This window comes from Nonomuraea sp. NPDC049504 (assembly GCF_040676845.1).
In the GTDB taxonomy this organism is placed as follows: domain Bacteria; phylum Actinomycetota; class Actinomycetes; order Streptosporangiales; family Streptosporangiaceae; genus Nonomuraea; species Nonomuraea salmonea.
This window is the reverse complement of record NZ_JBFAPT010000030.1, coordinates 1-14,540: the sequence shown is the minus strand read 5'-3', so window position 1 is coordinate 14,540 and position 14,540 is coordinate 1. Positions and strand designations below refer to the sequence as shown.

Below are 14,540 nucleotides of genomic sequence, written 5' to 3'. Positions count from 1 at the left end.
GATCTGCGGCGATGCCGCAGGTGTCGGTAAGCTTGCGCGGCGTGAGCGGTGAAACCTCCCACATCGGGCGCTACAGGCTGCTAAGCGTGCTGGGGCGGGGTGGGATGGGCACGGTCCACCTCGCCGAGGATCCCGCTGGGCAACGGGTCGCCGTCAAGGTGATCAACCCGGAGCTCAGCCAGCACGAGCAGTTCCGCATGCGGTTCCGCAGGGAGGCGGACGCGGCGCAGCGGGTGCGCCGCTTCTGCACGGCCGCCGTCCTCGACGCCGCGCTCGAAGGCAACCAGCTCTACGTCGTCACCGAATACGTCCCCGGCCCCAACCTCGACGAGGCCGTACGCCAGTCCGGCCCGCTGCGCGGCTCCAGCCTCGACGCGCTGGCCGTCAGCGTGGCCACGGCGCTCACCGCGATCCACGCGGCCGGGGTCGTGCACCGCGACCTCAAGCCGTCCAACGTGCTGCTGTCCCCCGTCGGGCCGCGCGTGATCGACTTCGGCATCGCGCGGGCACTCGACACGATCGGCGGCGTCACCAGCACCGGCGAGGTCATCGGCACGCCCCGCTACATGGCGCCCGAGGTGCTGCGCGGCGACCCGATCTCCCCCGCCTGCGACGTGTTCTCGTGGGGCTGCCTGGTGGCGTTCGCGGCGAGCGGACGCGCCCCGTTCGGCGGCGACACGCTGCCTGCCATGGTCTACCAGGTGCTCAACACCGAGCCCAATCTCGAAGCCATCGACCCCGGCCTGCGCGAGCTGGTCGCCGCGGCCCTGAACAAGGACCCGTCCCAACGGCCCACCGCGCAGCAGCTCCTCGACGCCCTCGTGGGCCGGTCGGCGGCGCCCGAGCAGGCGGCGCACACCGTACAGGTGGCCTGGCAGCAGTCCACCGCCCCCTACACGGTCGCCCCGGCGCCGGGCGGCGTGCGGGCGCGGCGGGGCAGGCTGTACGCGGCGGTGGCGGCGGCCGCGGCGGTCGTGCTGGCGGCCGGGGTGGGCGCCTGGGCGCTGTTCGTCCCGAGCGGGCCGCCCAAAGACCTGGGGCTGCTCTACCAGGAGGACTTCACGCAGACGACGGGCGGCTGGACCGGCTCGTACGACCCGCAGTCCGCGGGCAGCGTCGGCTACCGGACCGACGGCACGTACGGGATGGACGCCGAGCCCGACTACGAGGAGCGGTGGGCCAGGGCGCCCGTACCCTACCTGTTCTACACGCCGACCGCGACGCCCGACCCGACGGCGAGCCCGACGCCGATGCTGCCCCAGTCGGTGGTCATGGCCGTCACCGCCGACGTCACCAAGACCGTCGGCACCGGCGAATACGGCCTCTACTGCCACAACTCCGAAGACGGCGACAACTACTACGAGTTCACCCTCGACACCAAGGGCAACGCCCGCATCCGCCGTATCGTCGACGGCTCGGGCGGCATGATCGCCCAGCCCGTGAAGGTGGACGCGTTGCCCGGCAAGGCGCGGATCACGGTGGCGTGCGAGCAGAGCGGCAAGACCGTGCGGCTGTCGATGTGGGTGAACGACGAGCTCGTCCAGGAGGCGGAGGACCCGAACGGGATCGGCAACGGCTCGCTCGGGCTGTTCGCGCGCACACCGAAGGACGACAGGTCGGTGGTGCGCACGACCTGGGACGACTTCGAACTACGCGGCCGCCTGGAGCCGTAACCTTCGCACAAAGGACGCCCGCGCGGCGCTCTGCTCAAAGTCCGCCGACGCGGACCCCTGGTGAGAGGTCGCCCGCACGGCGCCTCGCTTGAAGAACGCCGGTTTGACGGACGCCGGTTTGACGGACGCCGGTTTGACGGACGCCGGCTTGGGGCGCCCGCTTGGACGCACCAGCTTGGAGGGACCGGCTCATAGGACGCCGGCGCGGGCGGCGGCGAGGGCGGCGTCGGCGGCGCGGTCGGCGTCGCGTTCTGTGACCGGCTCGTGGGCGACGAACAGCCGGTAGTAGACGGGCGCGACCGCCACTCTGATCACCTCCCGGGGATCGACGACGCCGGGCAGCTCGCCGCGCTGGACCGCCCGGCGTACGACAGCGGCCGACTGCTCGTGGCGCGAGACGAAGAACTCGTGCAGCGAACGGGCGGCGGCCTCGTTCTGCACGGCGGCGGCCACGAAGGCGGACGACACGGGGCCCAGCTCGGGATCCTGGAAGCCGACCCGTACGAGCTGGACGATCCCCCGCAGATCACCCTCGATCGACCCCGTGTCGGGGATGGGCCACGGCTCGTCGGCGGCGAGTTCGAGCGCGTCGGAGATCAGCCCCTCGACACCGCCCCACCGCCGGTAAACGGTCGTCTTGTGCACGCCTGACCGCTCTGCGACCCGCTCCACGGTCAGGCCCGCGTAGCCGTGTTCGGCCAGCTCGGCGAGGGTCGCCTGGCGTACGGCGTCGCGTACGCGGGCGCTGCGCCCACCCGGACGCTTGACGGGCTCTTTGCGCTCCAAAAACTACTCCAGTTGCGTTAGTTGTGATCTTGTGCCATCCTAAAGCAACACCAGTTGCGATTGGAGTTCCATCCTGATCAGTCTTCGCGGGGTTTTCAAGTCCTACGACGGACGCGCCGTCCTCAGCGACGTGTCCATGTCCGTACGCACCGGCGAGCGCGTCGGCATCGTCGGCGAGAACGGCTCGGGCAAGTCCACCTTGCTGCGCCTGCTGGCCGGAGCCGAGCGGCCCGACGAGGGCGAGGTTCGGGGCGAGGTGCGGGGCGAGGTTCGGGCGGGCGCCGACCTCGGCTACGTCGGCCAGACGCTCGCCGAGACGCTCGGCCTGCCGTCCGGCGGCACGGTCCGCGAGGCCGTCGACGCCGCGCTGGCCGACCTGCGTGCCATGGAGCGCAGGATGCGCGAGCTGGAGTCGGCACTGTCGGAGGAGGCGACGCAGCAGGTCATGGACGAATACGGCGAGCTGTGCACCGCCTATGAGCTGCGCGGCGGTTACGAGGCCGACGCGCGGGTCGAGCGGGCCTTCCACGGCCTCGGGCTGGCGCACGTGGGCCACGACCGCATGCTCGGCAGCCTGTCCGGCGGCGAGCAGGCGCGGCTCGGCCTGGCCTGCGTGCTGGCCGCCGCCCCCCGCGTGCTGCTGCTCGACGAGCCGACCAACCACCTCGACGAGTCGGCCCTGACCTGGCTCGAAGACCGGCTTCGCGAGCACAGGGGCGCGGTGGCCGTCGTCTCCCACGACCGCGTCTTCCTCGACCGGGTGGCCACCGCGATCATCGAGGTCGAGCAGGGCTCGGTGAGCCGGTTCGGCGGCGGCTACACCGGTTTCCTGGCGGCCAAGGCGGCGGCCAGGGCGCGATGGGAGCAGGCGTACGCGGCCTGGTGCGCCGAGGTCCGCCAGGTCCGCGAACACGCCGCCACCACCGCACACCGGGTCGCGGCGGGGCGCGTGATGCGCGACAACAACAAGATGGCCTACGACCGTAACGCGGGGCGTGTGCAGAGCTCGGTCGCCAGCAGGGTCCGCAACGCCCACGAGCGGCTGCGCCGCCTGGAAGCCGACCCGGTCCCCCGCCCACCCGCTCCCCTGCGCTTCCACGCCACCTTCACCGCCGACCCCCTCCCCCCACCCACCACCGACCTCGCGGGCCCAGAACCAACCGCACCGACGCAGCGGCCCGGCGGCGGCACCTTCTCCTCAGCCAGGGGCCCACAGCGGGCCGATGGAGAGGGAGCCGCGCCGGCCGCAGGCGCAGCGCCGCTGGAGGCGGGTGCTCCTGTCACGGGTGCTGTGCTGGTGGAGTTGCGGGACGTTCGGGTGGGCGATCGGCTGCGGGTGGACGCGCTCACCATCAGGGCCGGTGACCGGGTCCTGGTCAGAGGCGGCAACGGCGCGGGCAAGTCCACGTTGCTGGGCGTCCTGGCCGAGCGGGCCCGGTGCCGGGTCGGTCACCTGCCGCAGGAGGTGAGCTTCGACCCGTCGCTGCCGGTGCTGGAGGCGTACGGCGAGGGTCATCCCGACGACCGCAGGGCGGCGCTGCTGGCGACCGGCCTGTTCCGGCCGCACACACTCGACCAGCGGGTGGGCGACCTGTCGGTCGGCCAGCAGCGGCGGCTCGCGCTGGCCAGGCTGCTGGCCCGCGAACACGACCTGCTGCTCCTCGACGAACCCACCAACCACCTGTCGCCGGTGCTGGCGGAAGAGCTCGAACGCGCACTCGACGGCTACCGCGGCACCCTCGTCATGGTCTCCCACGACCGGGCACTCATCCGGCGCTTCCGCGGCAGGGAGATCGAGCTCGCGGGAGGACGCATCCTTTGACCGCAACCGAGATCGAGCTAGCACGGGGTCGCATCCATTGACCGCGACCTAGACGGAGCTAGCACGGGGTCGCATCCATTGACCGCAACCGAGATCGAGCTAGCACGGGGTCGCATCCATTGACCGCGACCTAGACGGAGCTCGCAGGAGCGCGACTTTTGACCACGACCATCGGGGGGACTCCCATGTTGACCATCATCGACTCCGGCTCGCCTTACGGCCTGGCCACCGCGGCCGACGGCGCCCTGTGGTTCACGCTCGTCCACGAGGGGCGCGTCGGGCGGCTGGTGCCGGGCGAGAAGCCCGAGATCCACCAGCTCGACCCGGCCGACGGGCTGCCCACCATGATCGTGCGCGGCCACGACGACGCCGTGTGGTTCAGCGAGTGGAAGGGCGGCCGGGTCAGCCGCATCACCGCCGACGGGCGGCGCACCACCTACACGGTCGACTCGCCGTACGGGCTGGCCGCCGGCCCCGACGGCGCGATGTGGCTCACCCAGATGTCGACCGACAGGATCGGCCGCATCGCCACCGACGGCACGATGACCTCCTACGACGTGCCGGTGAAGGGCGGCATGCCGTCGTTCATCGTGGCGGGGCCGGACGACGCGCTCTGGTTCACCATCAACCAGGGCAACGCCATCGGCCGCATCTCGCTGTCGGGCGAGGTGACCGTGCACGAACTCCCCACGGAGAACGCGGCCCCGGTTGGCATCACCCGCGGCCCCGACGACGCCCTGTGGTTCGTCGAGATCGGCGCAGGCCAGATAGGCCGGATCGACGTACAGGGCAAGATCACCGAATACCCCCTGCCCGATCGCGCCGCCCGCCCCCACGCCATCATCACCGGCCCCGACAACGCCCTGTGGTTCACGGAATGGGGCACCGGCCACCTGGGCCGCATCACGGTAGACGGCGAGATCGAAGAACACCCTCTCCCAGCGGTCCCAAAGCCAGCCGCCGCGCACGGCCCCGACGCACCGAACGCGGAGCAGGGGGACAACCCCCAGGAACCGAGCACGGAAGAGGAGGACAACTCCCAAGGACCGAACGCCGAACCGGGGGACGACGCACCGAAGCCCGAGCGAAAGGCGGAGCCACACGGTCTGACCGTGGGCCCGGACGGAGCGATCTGGGTGGCGTTGGAGGCCGGCGCCCTGGCCCGCCACATGTGACGACCCTCAGACGGAGGACGCGAACGGGCCCCAGCCATGCCATGACCCCCGCGCGACCGCGAACAGCCCCATCGGGGTGTCGGGGCCGCGGGCCGGCTGGCGGGCGGGTGCCCAGCAGCGTGCACGGCTCTACGCCCGCCTGGTTGGCGGTCCCATGGGTGGGATCGCTGATCAGCGGTCCCCTAGTGAGACCGGCTGGAGGGCTGGGGGGTGGGTGACAGGTGATGGGTGGGGCGGAGTTGACTAGGGGGCATGCGTGCGATCATGGTGTCCGCTCAAGGCGGGCCAGAGGTTCTTGAGTATGTCGAGCGTCCCGATCCGGTGCCCGGGGACGGTGAGGTGGTCGTGGATGTGGCCGCCAGTGGGGTGAACTTCATCGACATCTACCACCGGTCTGGTGCTTATCCGCTCGATCTGCCCACCTCCATCGGGTCCGAGGGGGCCGGGACGGTGTCCGCCGTCGGCCCGGGAGCAGAGGGTGTCGCGGTGGGTGACACCGTGGCGTGGGCGAGTGTGCTGGGGAGTTATGCCGAGAAGGCCGTGGTGCCGGCGGATCGGCTGGTGCCGGTGCCGGACAGCGTGTCGGCCGAGCTGGCGGCGGCGGCGATGCTGCAGGGCATGACGGCCCACTATCTGACGCACTCCACGTACGAGGTCAAGGAGGGCGACCGGGTGCTCGTGCACGCGGGGGCCGGCGGCATGGGGCAGCTGCTCATCCAGCTGGCCAAGCTCAAGGGCGCCAAGGTGTACACGACGGTCTCCACCGACGAGAAGGAGAAGCTGGCGAGGGAGGCGGGCGCGGACGAGGTGCTGCGCTACGACGACTTCGCGCAGGCTCTGCGGGGCACGATCGACGTGGTGTACGACGGCGTCGGCAAGGCCACGTTCGACGGCGGGCTCGAGGCGCTGCGTCCGCGCGGGCTCATGGCCCTGTACGGCGCCGCCAGCGGCCCGGTGCCGCCGCTGGACCCGCAGGTGCTCAACAAGCAGGGCTCGCTCTTCCTGACCAGGCCCACGCTCGTGCACTACGTGGCGGAGCGGGCCGAGCTGCTGCGGCGCGCCTCCGACCTGTTCGGCTGGATCGGCGCGGGCCAGGTGCGGATCAACGTCTCCCACCGCTACCCGCTGGCCGACGCCCGGCAGGCGCATGAGGACCTGGCGGGGCGGCGGACCACAGGGAAGCTGCTCCTCATACCCTGACCTTCATGGACATCGCCACCTCCATCTGGTCGTTCGCCGCCGTGGTCGCATTGCTCACGGTGACGCCCGGGCTCGACACAGCGTTGATCCTGCGGACGTCCCTGCTGGCCGGGCGGCGTCCGGCCTTGGGGGTGACGCTGGGCATCCAGCTCGGCACGCTGGTGTGGGGTGTGCTCACCGCCGCGGGGCTGTCGGCGTTGCTGGCGGCCTCGCAGGTGGCCTATGACGTGCTGCGGTGGGCGGGGGCGGCGTACCTGGTGTGGATGGGGATGCGCATGCTGCTCAAGCGGGACGCCGGGCGTGAGGTGGTGGATGGGCAGGAGGTGCGGTTCTGGAAGGGGTTGCGGCGGGGGCTGCTGACGAACCTGCTCAATCCCAAGGTGGGGGCCTTCTACGTGGCGATGCTGCCCCAGTTCATCCCGGACGGGGCGCCGCACGCGGTCATGGGGCTGGTGCTGGCCGGGGTGCACGTGGTCGAGGGGCTCGTGTGGAGTGCCGGGTTGATCGGGTTCGCGTCGTTGATGAGCGGGGTCCTGCGGTCGGCTCGGGTGCGGCGGGTCCTCGATCGGGTGACCGGAGTGGTGATCGTGGGGTTCGGGGTACGCCTGGCCGTCAGCGAATGAGCCGTCGGGGCGCGCATGTGTCAGCCGGCCGGATGACGACGCACAGGACCGATCCGGACGACGTCTACGAAGTGCCACGCGCTGATCGCCGATGACTGAGCATGCTCAAGCGGCTGACCACGATCAATGCGCGGGCGGTTGTGGTCAGAAGGCGGCCGGCCAGTTCAGCAGGCGGGCGCCGAGAACGGCCGTCTCCAGGGTGAAGCGTTGTGTCGGGTCGTCCGGGGAGAAGCCGGTCAGGCGGCGGATGCGTTCCAGCCGGTACGTCACCGCCCGCGGGCTCACCCGTAACCGCCGCGCGGCGGCCGTCTGGTTGCCGTGGGAGGCGAAGACGGCCTCCAGGGTCTCCAGCAGCGGCTCCGGTCCGCCCCTGGCGTCGAGGAGCGGGTCGAGCACGCTGGTCACCAGGTCCTCGATGGCGCCTCTGTCGCGCAGCAGCACGGGGAAGACCAGCAGGTCGGCGGCCTTGACGACGTCGGCGGTGAGGCCGAGCCCGTCGGCCAGTTCGAGGGCCTGGGCGGCCTCGCGGTAGGAGGTCACGACTCCGCCGGGGCCGCGTTTGGGGCGGCCGACGCCGACGCGCCAGCCGGGCGGGAAGCGGTTGCGTACGTGGTGCACGAACTCACCGACGGCGGCCGCCAGCATGGCGGGGGCGACGCAGACAAGCAGCCCGTCGCGTACGGACACCAGCACGTTGTGGGAGCCGAAGCGGGCGATGAGGTCGCGTTCGATGCGGTCCTGGTCGCCGTCGCGCAGCCCGCGGGCCACGGCGACCACGTACGACTCGGCCAGCCGCAGCCCGAAGTGCTCGGCCCGTTCCGCGAGCCGCTCGGCCCGGCCCTGGAGCAGGTCGTCCACGAACTCCCTGCGCGCGCTCTCCTCCTCGCGGATGGCGGTGAGCTGGGCCTGCTCGTACCCCTCCATGAGCGCGGACACGGCCCTGCGCAGCGCGGGCAGCACGCCGGGCACGCCTTCGCCCGCGGCGAGCGCGCGGTCGACGAGGAGCCGCAGCGGTACGCCGGCCCGGGCGGCCTGGCTGCCGGCGGCGCGGTAGGCGTCGAGGGCGCGCCGGTCGAAGGCCCGTCCGGTGGCCGCATGCTCGGCCAACCGCCGCCGGTGCCCGTCGAGCAGCCCGTCGAGCAGGCCGGTGGGCAGGCCGGTGGGCAGGCCGGTGGGCAGGCCGGTGGGCAGGCCGGTGGGCAGGCCGGTGGGCAGGCCGGTGGGCGCGGCCGGGGGTGGGTCCGTGGGCGGCATCAGACTCCTACGTCGCGCCTGTCGAAGGCGAGCACCGCGGTGAGTGCGAGCACGGCCGTCGCCCCCGCGAGGACAAGGTAGTCGGTGACGGGCAGCCCCTCATAGAGCGGCCGGCCGTCGGCGTAGTAGTGGAACGGCGAGAGCCACCGCAGCCAGGCGACGGCGTCCCATGAGCGGCCCACGGTGACGACCGCGTACCCGAGGACGGCCCACACGCCGACGGCGGACGAGGCGGCGGCCCGGCGCCCGGCGACGGCTCCGACGGCCAGGGCCAAAGCGCCGAAGAACAGGGCGAGCAGCAGGACGCCGACCTGCGCGGCCAGGATGCGGTCGAAGGGCACCCCGGTCCGTACGAGCGCACTCATCGCGACCGCGACCAGCAGCGTCACCACGGCCACCACCACGAGTGCGACGGCCAGCGCGAGGAACCTGTCGAGCACCAGCCGCCGCCGGTCCACCGGCAGGGTGACGACGAGTTCGAGCGTGCCGGCCTCCTCGGGCCCGGCCAGTGCCCGGTTGGCGAGCAGCGTCGCGCAGGCGATGAACAACATGGGGACGAAGAGCTGGTAGACGACGGTCTGGAGGTAACCGGCGCCAGAGGTCATGTCCGGCATGCCGCCCATGAGGTCTCGCAGCGGGCCGGGGAACTTGTTCAGCATGGCCGGCCCGTACGTGTCGGGGTTCGCGCGGACGGCGCCGTAGACGGCGACGTACAGGGCGATGAAGGCGCTGATGCCGAGCGTCCACCACAGGAGCGGGCGGCGGTGCTCGCGCAGGCTTCTGGCGATCATCGGACCGCCTCCTCGTCGCTGTAGTAGGTCAGGAAGATCTCTTCGAGGTCGGGTTCCGCGCTGACGAGGTGCACGACGGTGAACCGGGCGGCGGCCTTGACCAGCGCGTCGGGACGTCCGTCGATCGTGCACCGCACGGCGGCGCCCTCCACCCGCAGGTCGCGTACGCCGGGCAGGCCCTCGAAGGCGTCACGCGGGACGGGCGCGGCGAAATGCAGCTCGACGCGGCGCACGGCCTTCTCGCGCAGCACGGCGACGTTCTCGACGGCCACCAGTCGCCCGCCGCGCACGATGCCGACCCGGTCGGAGACGCTCTCGACCTCGGCCAGCACGTGGGAGGACATGAGCACGGTACGCCCCGACGCCCGCACCTCGCGGACCAGCGCCAGGAACTCCTGCTGCACGAGCGGGTCGAGCCCCACGGTCGGCTCGTCGAGGAGGACGAGCTCCGGTTCGTGCATGAACGCCTGGATGAGCCCGATCTTCTGCTTGTTGCCCTTGGAGAGCTTGCGCATGGGCACCGACAGGTCGGCGTCGAAGCGCTCGGCCAGGGCCTCGATGCGGGAGGCGGGCACGCCGCCGCGGACTCTGGCGAGGAAGCGCAGGTAGTCGGTGGCCCGGTCGCGGCCCTCCAGCACCAGGTCACCGGGCAGGTAGCCCATCCTGGCGCGGACGGCGGGCTCGCGCGGGTGGCCGCCGAGCACGCTCACGGCGCCCCGGGTTGGCCTGATCACGTCGAGCAGGAGCCGGAGGGTCGTGGTCTTTCCCGCGCCGTTGGGCCCCAGATAGCCGAAGATCTCCCCGGGCTGGATGTCGAGCGTGAGGTCCTCCAGGCCGCGTCGGGCGCGGTAGTACTTGGTCAGCCCCTCGGCCTGCACCACTGCTGTCATGCCCGTATCGTCGTGCCGCGGGGCGCTGCGCGTCATGGGGGAGGTCCGGAAGTCTGCGGACGAATTCGCTGCCGGATTCCGGCAAAGACATCATCCCAGGTTGGCGGGGTAGGGGGCGGGCGTAACCGGAAGAAACGGGGAAAAGGTCATGAGCCGCATCGGAGAGTGGCTGAAGAAGGCAGAGAACCTGGCCAGGGGACACTCCAAGCAGGCCGACCAGATCGTCGACCGCGCCGAGCAGTACGCCAAGGAACGCACCGGCCACAAGTACGACGAGCACATCAGCAGAGGCGCGGACACCGTCCAGCGCCGTTACGGCGGCGGGCAGGACCAGACCGGCCAGCAGACCGGCCAGCAGACGGGCCAGCCGACGGGCCAGCCGACGGGCCAGCAGCCAGGACAGCAGCCAGGACAGCCGGGCCGGCAGGCCGGGCAGCAGCCGCCCCCGACCCAGGAGGAGCAGGAGCGGCGGATGCCGCCTCAGGGCTGACCGCACGGGCCGGCGGCGGGCGTCTTCCGAAGACTCCCGCCGCATCCCGCGAGGCCGGCGGCGGGCGTCTCAACGGCCCTCGCCGCCGGGCGTCCGCGAGAGCCCGCACGGCGGACGGGTCAGTGGCGGGCGTCCTCCAGGACCTTCGCCGCGTCCCGTTCGAACGACGCCCTGGCGCCCAGCGTGAGCAGGCCGCCCACGACCATGGGGGCGATCAGGACGTACATGCCGGTCAGCAGCGAGCCTGTCCCGTCGGAGACGATGCCGACGACCAGCGAGCCGAAGGCCGTGCCGACGGTCAGGAAGAGCTGCAGGACGGCGAAGCCGAGCCCGCGCGCGGCGGCCGGCACCACGTCGGCCAGGCAGGCGGTCATGTTGGGGATCGCGATCGACATGAGCGCGCTGGCCAGCAGCATCAGCCCGGCCAGCGCGCCGACCGAGTCCATGGACAGCGCGCCGGCCAGGACCACCGAGCCGGCCGTGATGCCGCCGCCGCCCGCGAGCAGGCGCCCGCCCTTGATCGTGCCATGCCACTTCCTGCCCAGCCAGGAGCCGACCAGCGTGCCGGTCAGCGTCCCGGCGATGGTGAGCAGGCCGCTGAGCGAGCCGGCGGTGGCGACGCCCGCGCCGAGGGCGCGCACCATGAACGTGGGCAGCCAGAAGAAGATCCCGGCCAGCCCGAGGCTGAGCAGCGCGAGCCCGACGCAGACGAACAGCAGCGTCGGGATGGCCATGACGCCGCGCACCTGCGCCAGGAACGGCGGCTTGACCTCGGCCCCGGCGGACGGGGAAGGCGCGGGCGCAGCGGCCCCACCACCGGCACCACCACCGGCACCGGCCATGGACGGTTGCGGGGCGATCCCGCCGTTCGCGACCATGCGGTCCAGCTCGCCGCGGCGCGGCTCGCGCAGGAACCAGACCAGCAGCGCCGTGAGCACGCCTGGCACGACCATGATGAGGAACGCCGTACGCCACGAGAACGCGGCGGCGAGCTGGGCGCCGAGCAGGGTGCCGACACCGCCGAGGTACGTGGTGACGCGGGTCAGCCCGTACGCCTTGGCCCGGCTGGCGGGCGGGTAGTAGTCGGCGAGGAGGCTGCCGGCGGCTGGGTTGTCGATGTTCTCGGCGGCGGCCAGCAGCACCCGCATCAGGTAGAACATGGCGAATCCGGTCGCGATGCCGGAGCCGAGCGTGGCGAGCGCCCAGCAGAAGACGACGATCGCGATGATCCGGGTCCTGCTGAACCGGTCGGCAAGGTAGCCGGCGGGCAGGGCCACCACGGCGGCGGCCAGGGCGGAGGCGGTCGGGATGGAACCGGCCGCGGTGTCGCTGAACTGCCATTCCCGCTGGATGACCGGGAGCACGCCCGACAGCAGGTTGGCCTCCATCCTGTCCACTAGTCCGACGATGAACAGCACCACCAGGGGTGCCCAGCCGAATGGCGCGCGGGATCGCGCGTCGATGGTGCCCGTCCGTGGCGAGCCGAACGTCCCGACCATGCCCACCCTTTCGCGTAGGTGACTCTAGAATCCAGTTCTAGTGCGACGTTCTAGCCAGAGTGACAGAAGTCACAGCATTCGTAAATGGCCGGTTTCCGGGAAATTTCGTGATCTGCGGCTTCGATACGGTGTGGCCATGGTCAACGGCGCACTCCTGGTGGCGGGCACCACATCGGACGCGGGCAAGAGCGTGGTCACGGCCGGGATCTGCCGCTGGCTGGCCCGCCGTGGCGTGCGCGTCGCGCCCTTCAAGGCGCAGAACATGTCGCTCAACTCGTACGTCACCGCCGACGGCGCCGAGATCGGCCGCGCGCAGGCCGTGCAGGCGCAGGCCGCCGGCCTCGAACCGGCCGCCGACATGAACCCCATCCTCCTCAAACCGGGCAGCGACCGCCGCAGCCAGGTCGTGCTCATGGGCCGGCCGGTCGCGGACGTGGACGCCATGGAGTACGGCGCCCTGAAGGACCTGCTGCGCACGACCGCGCTGGAGGCGCTTGAGCGGCTCAGGAAGCAGTACGACGTGGTGGTGTGCGAGGGCGCGGGCAGCCCGGCCGAGATCAACCTGCGCCGCGGCGACATCGCCAACATGGGCCTGGCCAGGGCCGCGAACCTGCCCGTCATCGTGGTCGGCGACATCGACAGGGGCGGGGTGTTCGCCGCCTTCTACGGCACCGTCGGCCTGCTGGACGACGCCGATCAGGCGCACGTGGCCGGGTTCGTGGTCAACAAGTTCCGCGGCGCGAAGGAGCTGCTCGAACCCGGGCTCGACATGATCAGGCGGCTCACCGGCCGCGAAGTCTACGGGGTGCTGCCCTGGCTGGACGGCCTCTGGCTGGACGTCGAGGACTCACTCGCCCTCGACGGGCGGCAGGTGGCGGTGCGGCCTCCGTACGGGCGGCGGACGCTACGGGTCGCCGTTGTACGGCTGCCGCGCATCTCCAACTTCACCGACGTGGACGCGCTGGCCGCCGAGCCCGGCGTGGTGGTGCGCTTCGCCACCTCCGCCGGCGAGCTGGACGACGCCGACCTCGTCGTGCTGCCCGGCTCCCGTGCCACCGTCGCCGACCTGGCCTGGCTGCGGGAGAGCGGGCTCGCGGCGGCGCTGCGCGCGCGCACCGGGCCCGTGCTGGGGATCTGCGGCGGGTTCCAGATGCTCGGGCGGGAGATCGTGGACGACGTCGAGTCGGGGGCGGGCCGGGTCGAGGGGCTCGGGCTGCTGCCGGTGCGGGTCACGTTCGGGGCGGACAAGCGGCTCGGCCGGCCCGTCGGGTCCGCGTACGGGGAGGCGGTGCGCGCGTACGAGATCCACCACGGCGTCGCGACCGTCGAGGGCGGCGAGCCCTTCCTGGACGGCTGCCGCTCGGCGAACGTCTTCGGCACCACCTGGCACGGCGCTCTGGAGAACGACGGCTTCCGCCGCGCCTTCCTGACCGACGTCGCCGACCGCGCCGGCCGCGCCTTCACCCCCGCCCCTGACACCGACTTCGCCCGCCTCCGCGAGGACCGCCTGGACGCCCTCGGCGACCTCATCGACCACCACATGGACACGGACGCCCTGCTCCACCTGATCGAGCAGGGCCCCTCCCCCACCCTCCCCACCCTCCCACCCGGCGCCCCCTAGAGGGGCCCTCAGCTGTCAGCTGAATCATCAGTTTTCATCAGTCTTTATGTGAGGTCATCAGTGTGTGAAGCTCTCTGAGTGGGCCAGGCGGAACGGCGTCCACTACCAGACCGCCTGGCAGTGGGCCCGGGACGGCAAGATGCCCGTCCCTGTCGTCAAGACCGCAACCGGCCGATACCTGGTACTCGAGCCGTCCGCTGGCAGGGACGGCCGGACTGTGGCGTACTGCCGGGTGTCGAGTGCCGACCAGAAGGCGGATCTCGAGCGCCAGGCCGGGCGAGTCGTCACCGCCGCGACCGGGATGGGCTTGACGGTCTCCGAGGTGGCCACCGAAGTCGGGTCCGGGCTGAACGGCAGGCGGCCGAAACTGGCCCGGCTGCTGCGGGACGCGTCCGTGTCGGTGATTGTGGTCGAGCATCGCGACCGGCTGACCAGCTTCGGTCTCGAGCATTTGTCTGCTGCGCTCGAGGCGGTGGGCCGCCGCATCGTCGTGATCGACGACGCTGAACCCGACGACGATCTGATACGGGACATGACCGAAGTTCTCACGTCGTTCTGTGCTCGCTTGTACGGGCGGCGTTCGGCATCGCGCCGCGCCAATGCGGCGGTGCGCGCAGCACGGGACGCGGCATGACCTCCCGGCAGGGCTTCCGCGTCGAACTCGCCCCGACGCTCGAGCAGCGCGCCCGACTCGGCCGGCACGCCGGACTGTCGCG

General features: G+C 71.8%; 13 protein-coding genes. 8 read left to right on the top strand and 5 right to left on the bottom strand.

The window, feature by feature from the left end:
* Positions 1-41: 41 nt before the first annotated feature.
* Complete coding sequence (locus tag AB0K28_RS41350; protein ID WP_364381232.1) at positions 42-1,673, top strand: serine/threonine-protein kinase; 1,632 nt, start codon at positions 42-44, stop codon at positions 1,671-1,673.
* A 189-nt stretch (positions 1,674-1,862) separates the two neighbouring features.
* Here the strand turns inward: AB0K28_RS41350 and AB0K28_RS41345 are convergent, their stop codons facing one another.
* The gene (locus AB0K28_RS41345) at positions 1,863-2,459 is read right to left on the bottom strand and encodes a TetR/AcrR family transcriptional regulator (protein ID WP_364381229.1); all 597 of its coding nucleotides are present in this window, start codon (positions 2,457-2,459) and stop codon (positions 1,863-1,865) included.
* A gap of 70 nt (positions 2,460-2,529) precedes the next feature.
* Between AB0K28_RS41345 and AB0K28_RS41340 the strand changes: the two genes are divergently transcribed.
* From AB0K28_RS41340 to AB0K28_RS41325, 4 genes are all read left to right on the top strand, one after another.
* Positions 2,530-4,281, top strand: a complete 1,752-nt coding sequence (locus tag AB0K28_RS41340) for an ABC-F family ATP-binding cassette domain-containing protein (RefSeq protein ID WP_364381442.1) — start codon at positions 2,530-2,532, stop codon at positions 4,279-4,281.
* Positions 4,282-4,466: 185 nt separating this feature from the next.
* Positions 4,467-5,456: a virginiamycin B lyase gene (locus AB0K28_RS41335; protein ID WP_364381226.1), complete on the top strand. Its 990-nt coding sequence runs from the start codon at positions 4,467-4,469 to the stop codon at positions 5,454-5,456.
* 252 nt (positions 5,457-5,708) lie between these two features.
* Positions 5,709-6,656, top strand: coding sequence for a quinone oxidoreductase (locus AB0K28_RS41330; RefSeq protein ID WP_364381223.1), 948 nt, complete (start codon positions 5,709-5,711; stop codon positions 6,654-6,656).
* Positions 6,657-6,661: 5 nt separating this feature from the next.
* Positions 6,662-7,279, top strand: coding sequence for a LysE family translocator (locus AB0K28_RS41325; RefSeq protein WP_364381220.1), 618 nt, complete (start codon positions 6,662-6,664; stop codon positions 7,277-7,279).
* Between the two features lie 144 nt (positions 7,280-7,423).
* On the opposite strand, the gene AB0K28_RS41320 is transcribed toward AB0K28_RS41325, so the two are convergent.
* From AB0K28_RS41320 to AB0K28_RS41310, 3 genes are read right to left on the bottom strand one after another with little or no spacing between them, the layout of a single operon-like run.
* Positions 7,424-8,533 (bottom strand): helix-turn-helix domain-containing protein, encoded by a 1,110-nt coding sequence (locus AB0K28_RS41320; RefSeq protein WP_364381217.1) that lies wholly within the window; start codon positions 8,531-8,533, stop codon positions 7,424-7,426.
* Positions 8,533-9,324, bottom strand: a complete 792-nt coding sequence (locus tag AB0K28_RS41315) for an ABC transporter permease subunit (protein ID WP_364381214.1) — start codon at positions 9,322-9,324, stop codon at positions 8,533-8,535. Before AB0K28_RS41315 ends, AB0K28_RS41320 begins: the two co-directional genes overlap by 1 nt.
* Positions 9,321-10,214, bottom strand: coding sequence for an ABC transporter ATP-binding protein (locus tag AB0K28_RS41310; RefSeq protein ID WP_364381211.1), 894 nt, complete (start codon positions 10,212-10,214; stop codon positions 9,321-9,323). The genes AB0K28_RS41315 and AB0K28_RS41310 overlap by 4 nt, the downstream gene beginning before the upstream one ends.
* Positions 10,215-10,362: 148 nt before the next feature.
* On the opposite strand from AB0K28_RS41310, the gene AB0K28_RS41305 reads away from it, so the two are divergent.
* Positions 10,363-10,704, top strand: coding sequence for an antitoxin (locus AB0K28_RS41305; RefSeq protein ID WP_364381208.1), 342 nt, complete (start codon positions 10,363-10,365; stop codon positions 10,702-10,704).
* Between the two features lie 119 nt (positions 10,705-10,823).
* On the opposite strand, the gene AB0K28_RS41300 is transcribed toward AB0K28_RS41305, so the two are convergent.
* Positions 10,824-12,203: an MFS transporter gene (locus tag AB0K28_RS41300; protein WP_364381205.1), complete on the bottom strand. Its 1,380-nt coding sequence runs from the start codon at positions 12,201-12,203 to the stop codon at positions 10,824-10,826.
* Between the two features lie 136 nt (positions 12,204-12,339).
* On the opposite strand from AB0K28_RS41300, the gene AB0K28_RS41295 reads away from it, so the two are divergent.
* Positions 12,340-13,824: a cobyric acid synthase gene (locus tag AB0K28_RS41295; protein WP_364381202.1), complete on the top strand. Its 1,485-nt coding sequence runs from the start codon at positions 12,340-12,342 to the stop codon at positions 13,822-13,824.
* Positions 13,825-13,888: 64 nt separating this feature from the next.
* Positions 13,889-14,458 carry an IS607 family transposase gene (locus AB0K28_RS41290; RefSeq protein WP_364381199.1) on the top strand — a complete coding sequence of 190 codons (570 nt, stop codon included), beginning with the start codon at positions 13,889-13,891 and terminating at the stop codon, positions 14,456-14,458.
* The last annotated feature ends 82 nt before the right edge of the window (positions 14,459-14,540 follow it).

Excerpts from the sequence above, each read along its gene's own strand:
- AB0K28_RS41335 (WP_364381226.1), top strand. The coding sequence starts at position 4,467 with ATGTTGACCATCATCGACTCCGGCTCGCCTTACGGCCTGGCCACCGCG.
- AB0K28_RS41330 (WP_364381223.1), top strand. The coding sequence starts at position 5,709 with ATGCGTGCGATCATGGTGTCCGCTCAAGGCGGGCCAGAGGTTCTTGAG.
- AB0K28_RS41325 (WP_364381220.1), top strand. The coding sequence starts at position 6,662 with ATGGACATCGCCACCTCCATCTGGTCGTTCGCCGCCGTGGTCGCATTG.
- AB0K28_RS41320 (WP_364381217.1), bottom strand. The coding sequence starts at position 8,533 with ATGCCGCCCACGGACCCACCCCCGGCCGCGCCCACCGGCCTGCCCACC.
- AB0K28_RS41315 (WP_364381214.1), bottom strand. The coding sequence starts at position 9,324 with ATGATCGCCAGAAGCCTGCGCGAGCACCGCCGCCCGCTCCTGTGGTGG.
- AB0K28_RS41310 (WP_364381211.1), bottom strand. The coding sequence starts at position 10,214 with ATGACAGCAGTGGTGCAGGCCGAGGGGCTGACCAAGTACTACCGCGCC.
- AB0K28_RS41305 (WP_364381208.1), top strand. The coding sequence starts at position 10,363 with ATGAGCCGCATCGGAGAGTGGCTGAAGAAGGCAGAGAACCTGGCCAGG.
- AB0K28_RS41300 (WP_364381205.1), bottom strand. The coding sequence starts at position 12,203 with ATGGTCGGGACGTTCGGCTCGCCACGGACGGGCACCATCGACGCGCGA.
- AB0K28_RS41295 (WP_364381202.1), top strand. The coding sequence starts at position 12,340 with ATGGTCAACGGCGCACTCCTGGTGGCGGGCACCACATCGGACGCGGGC.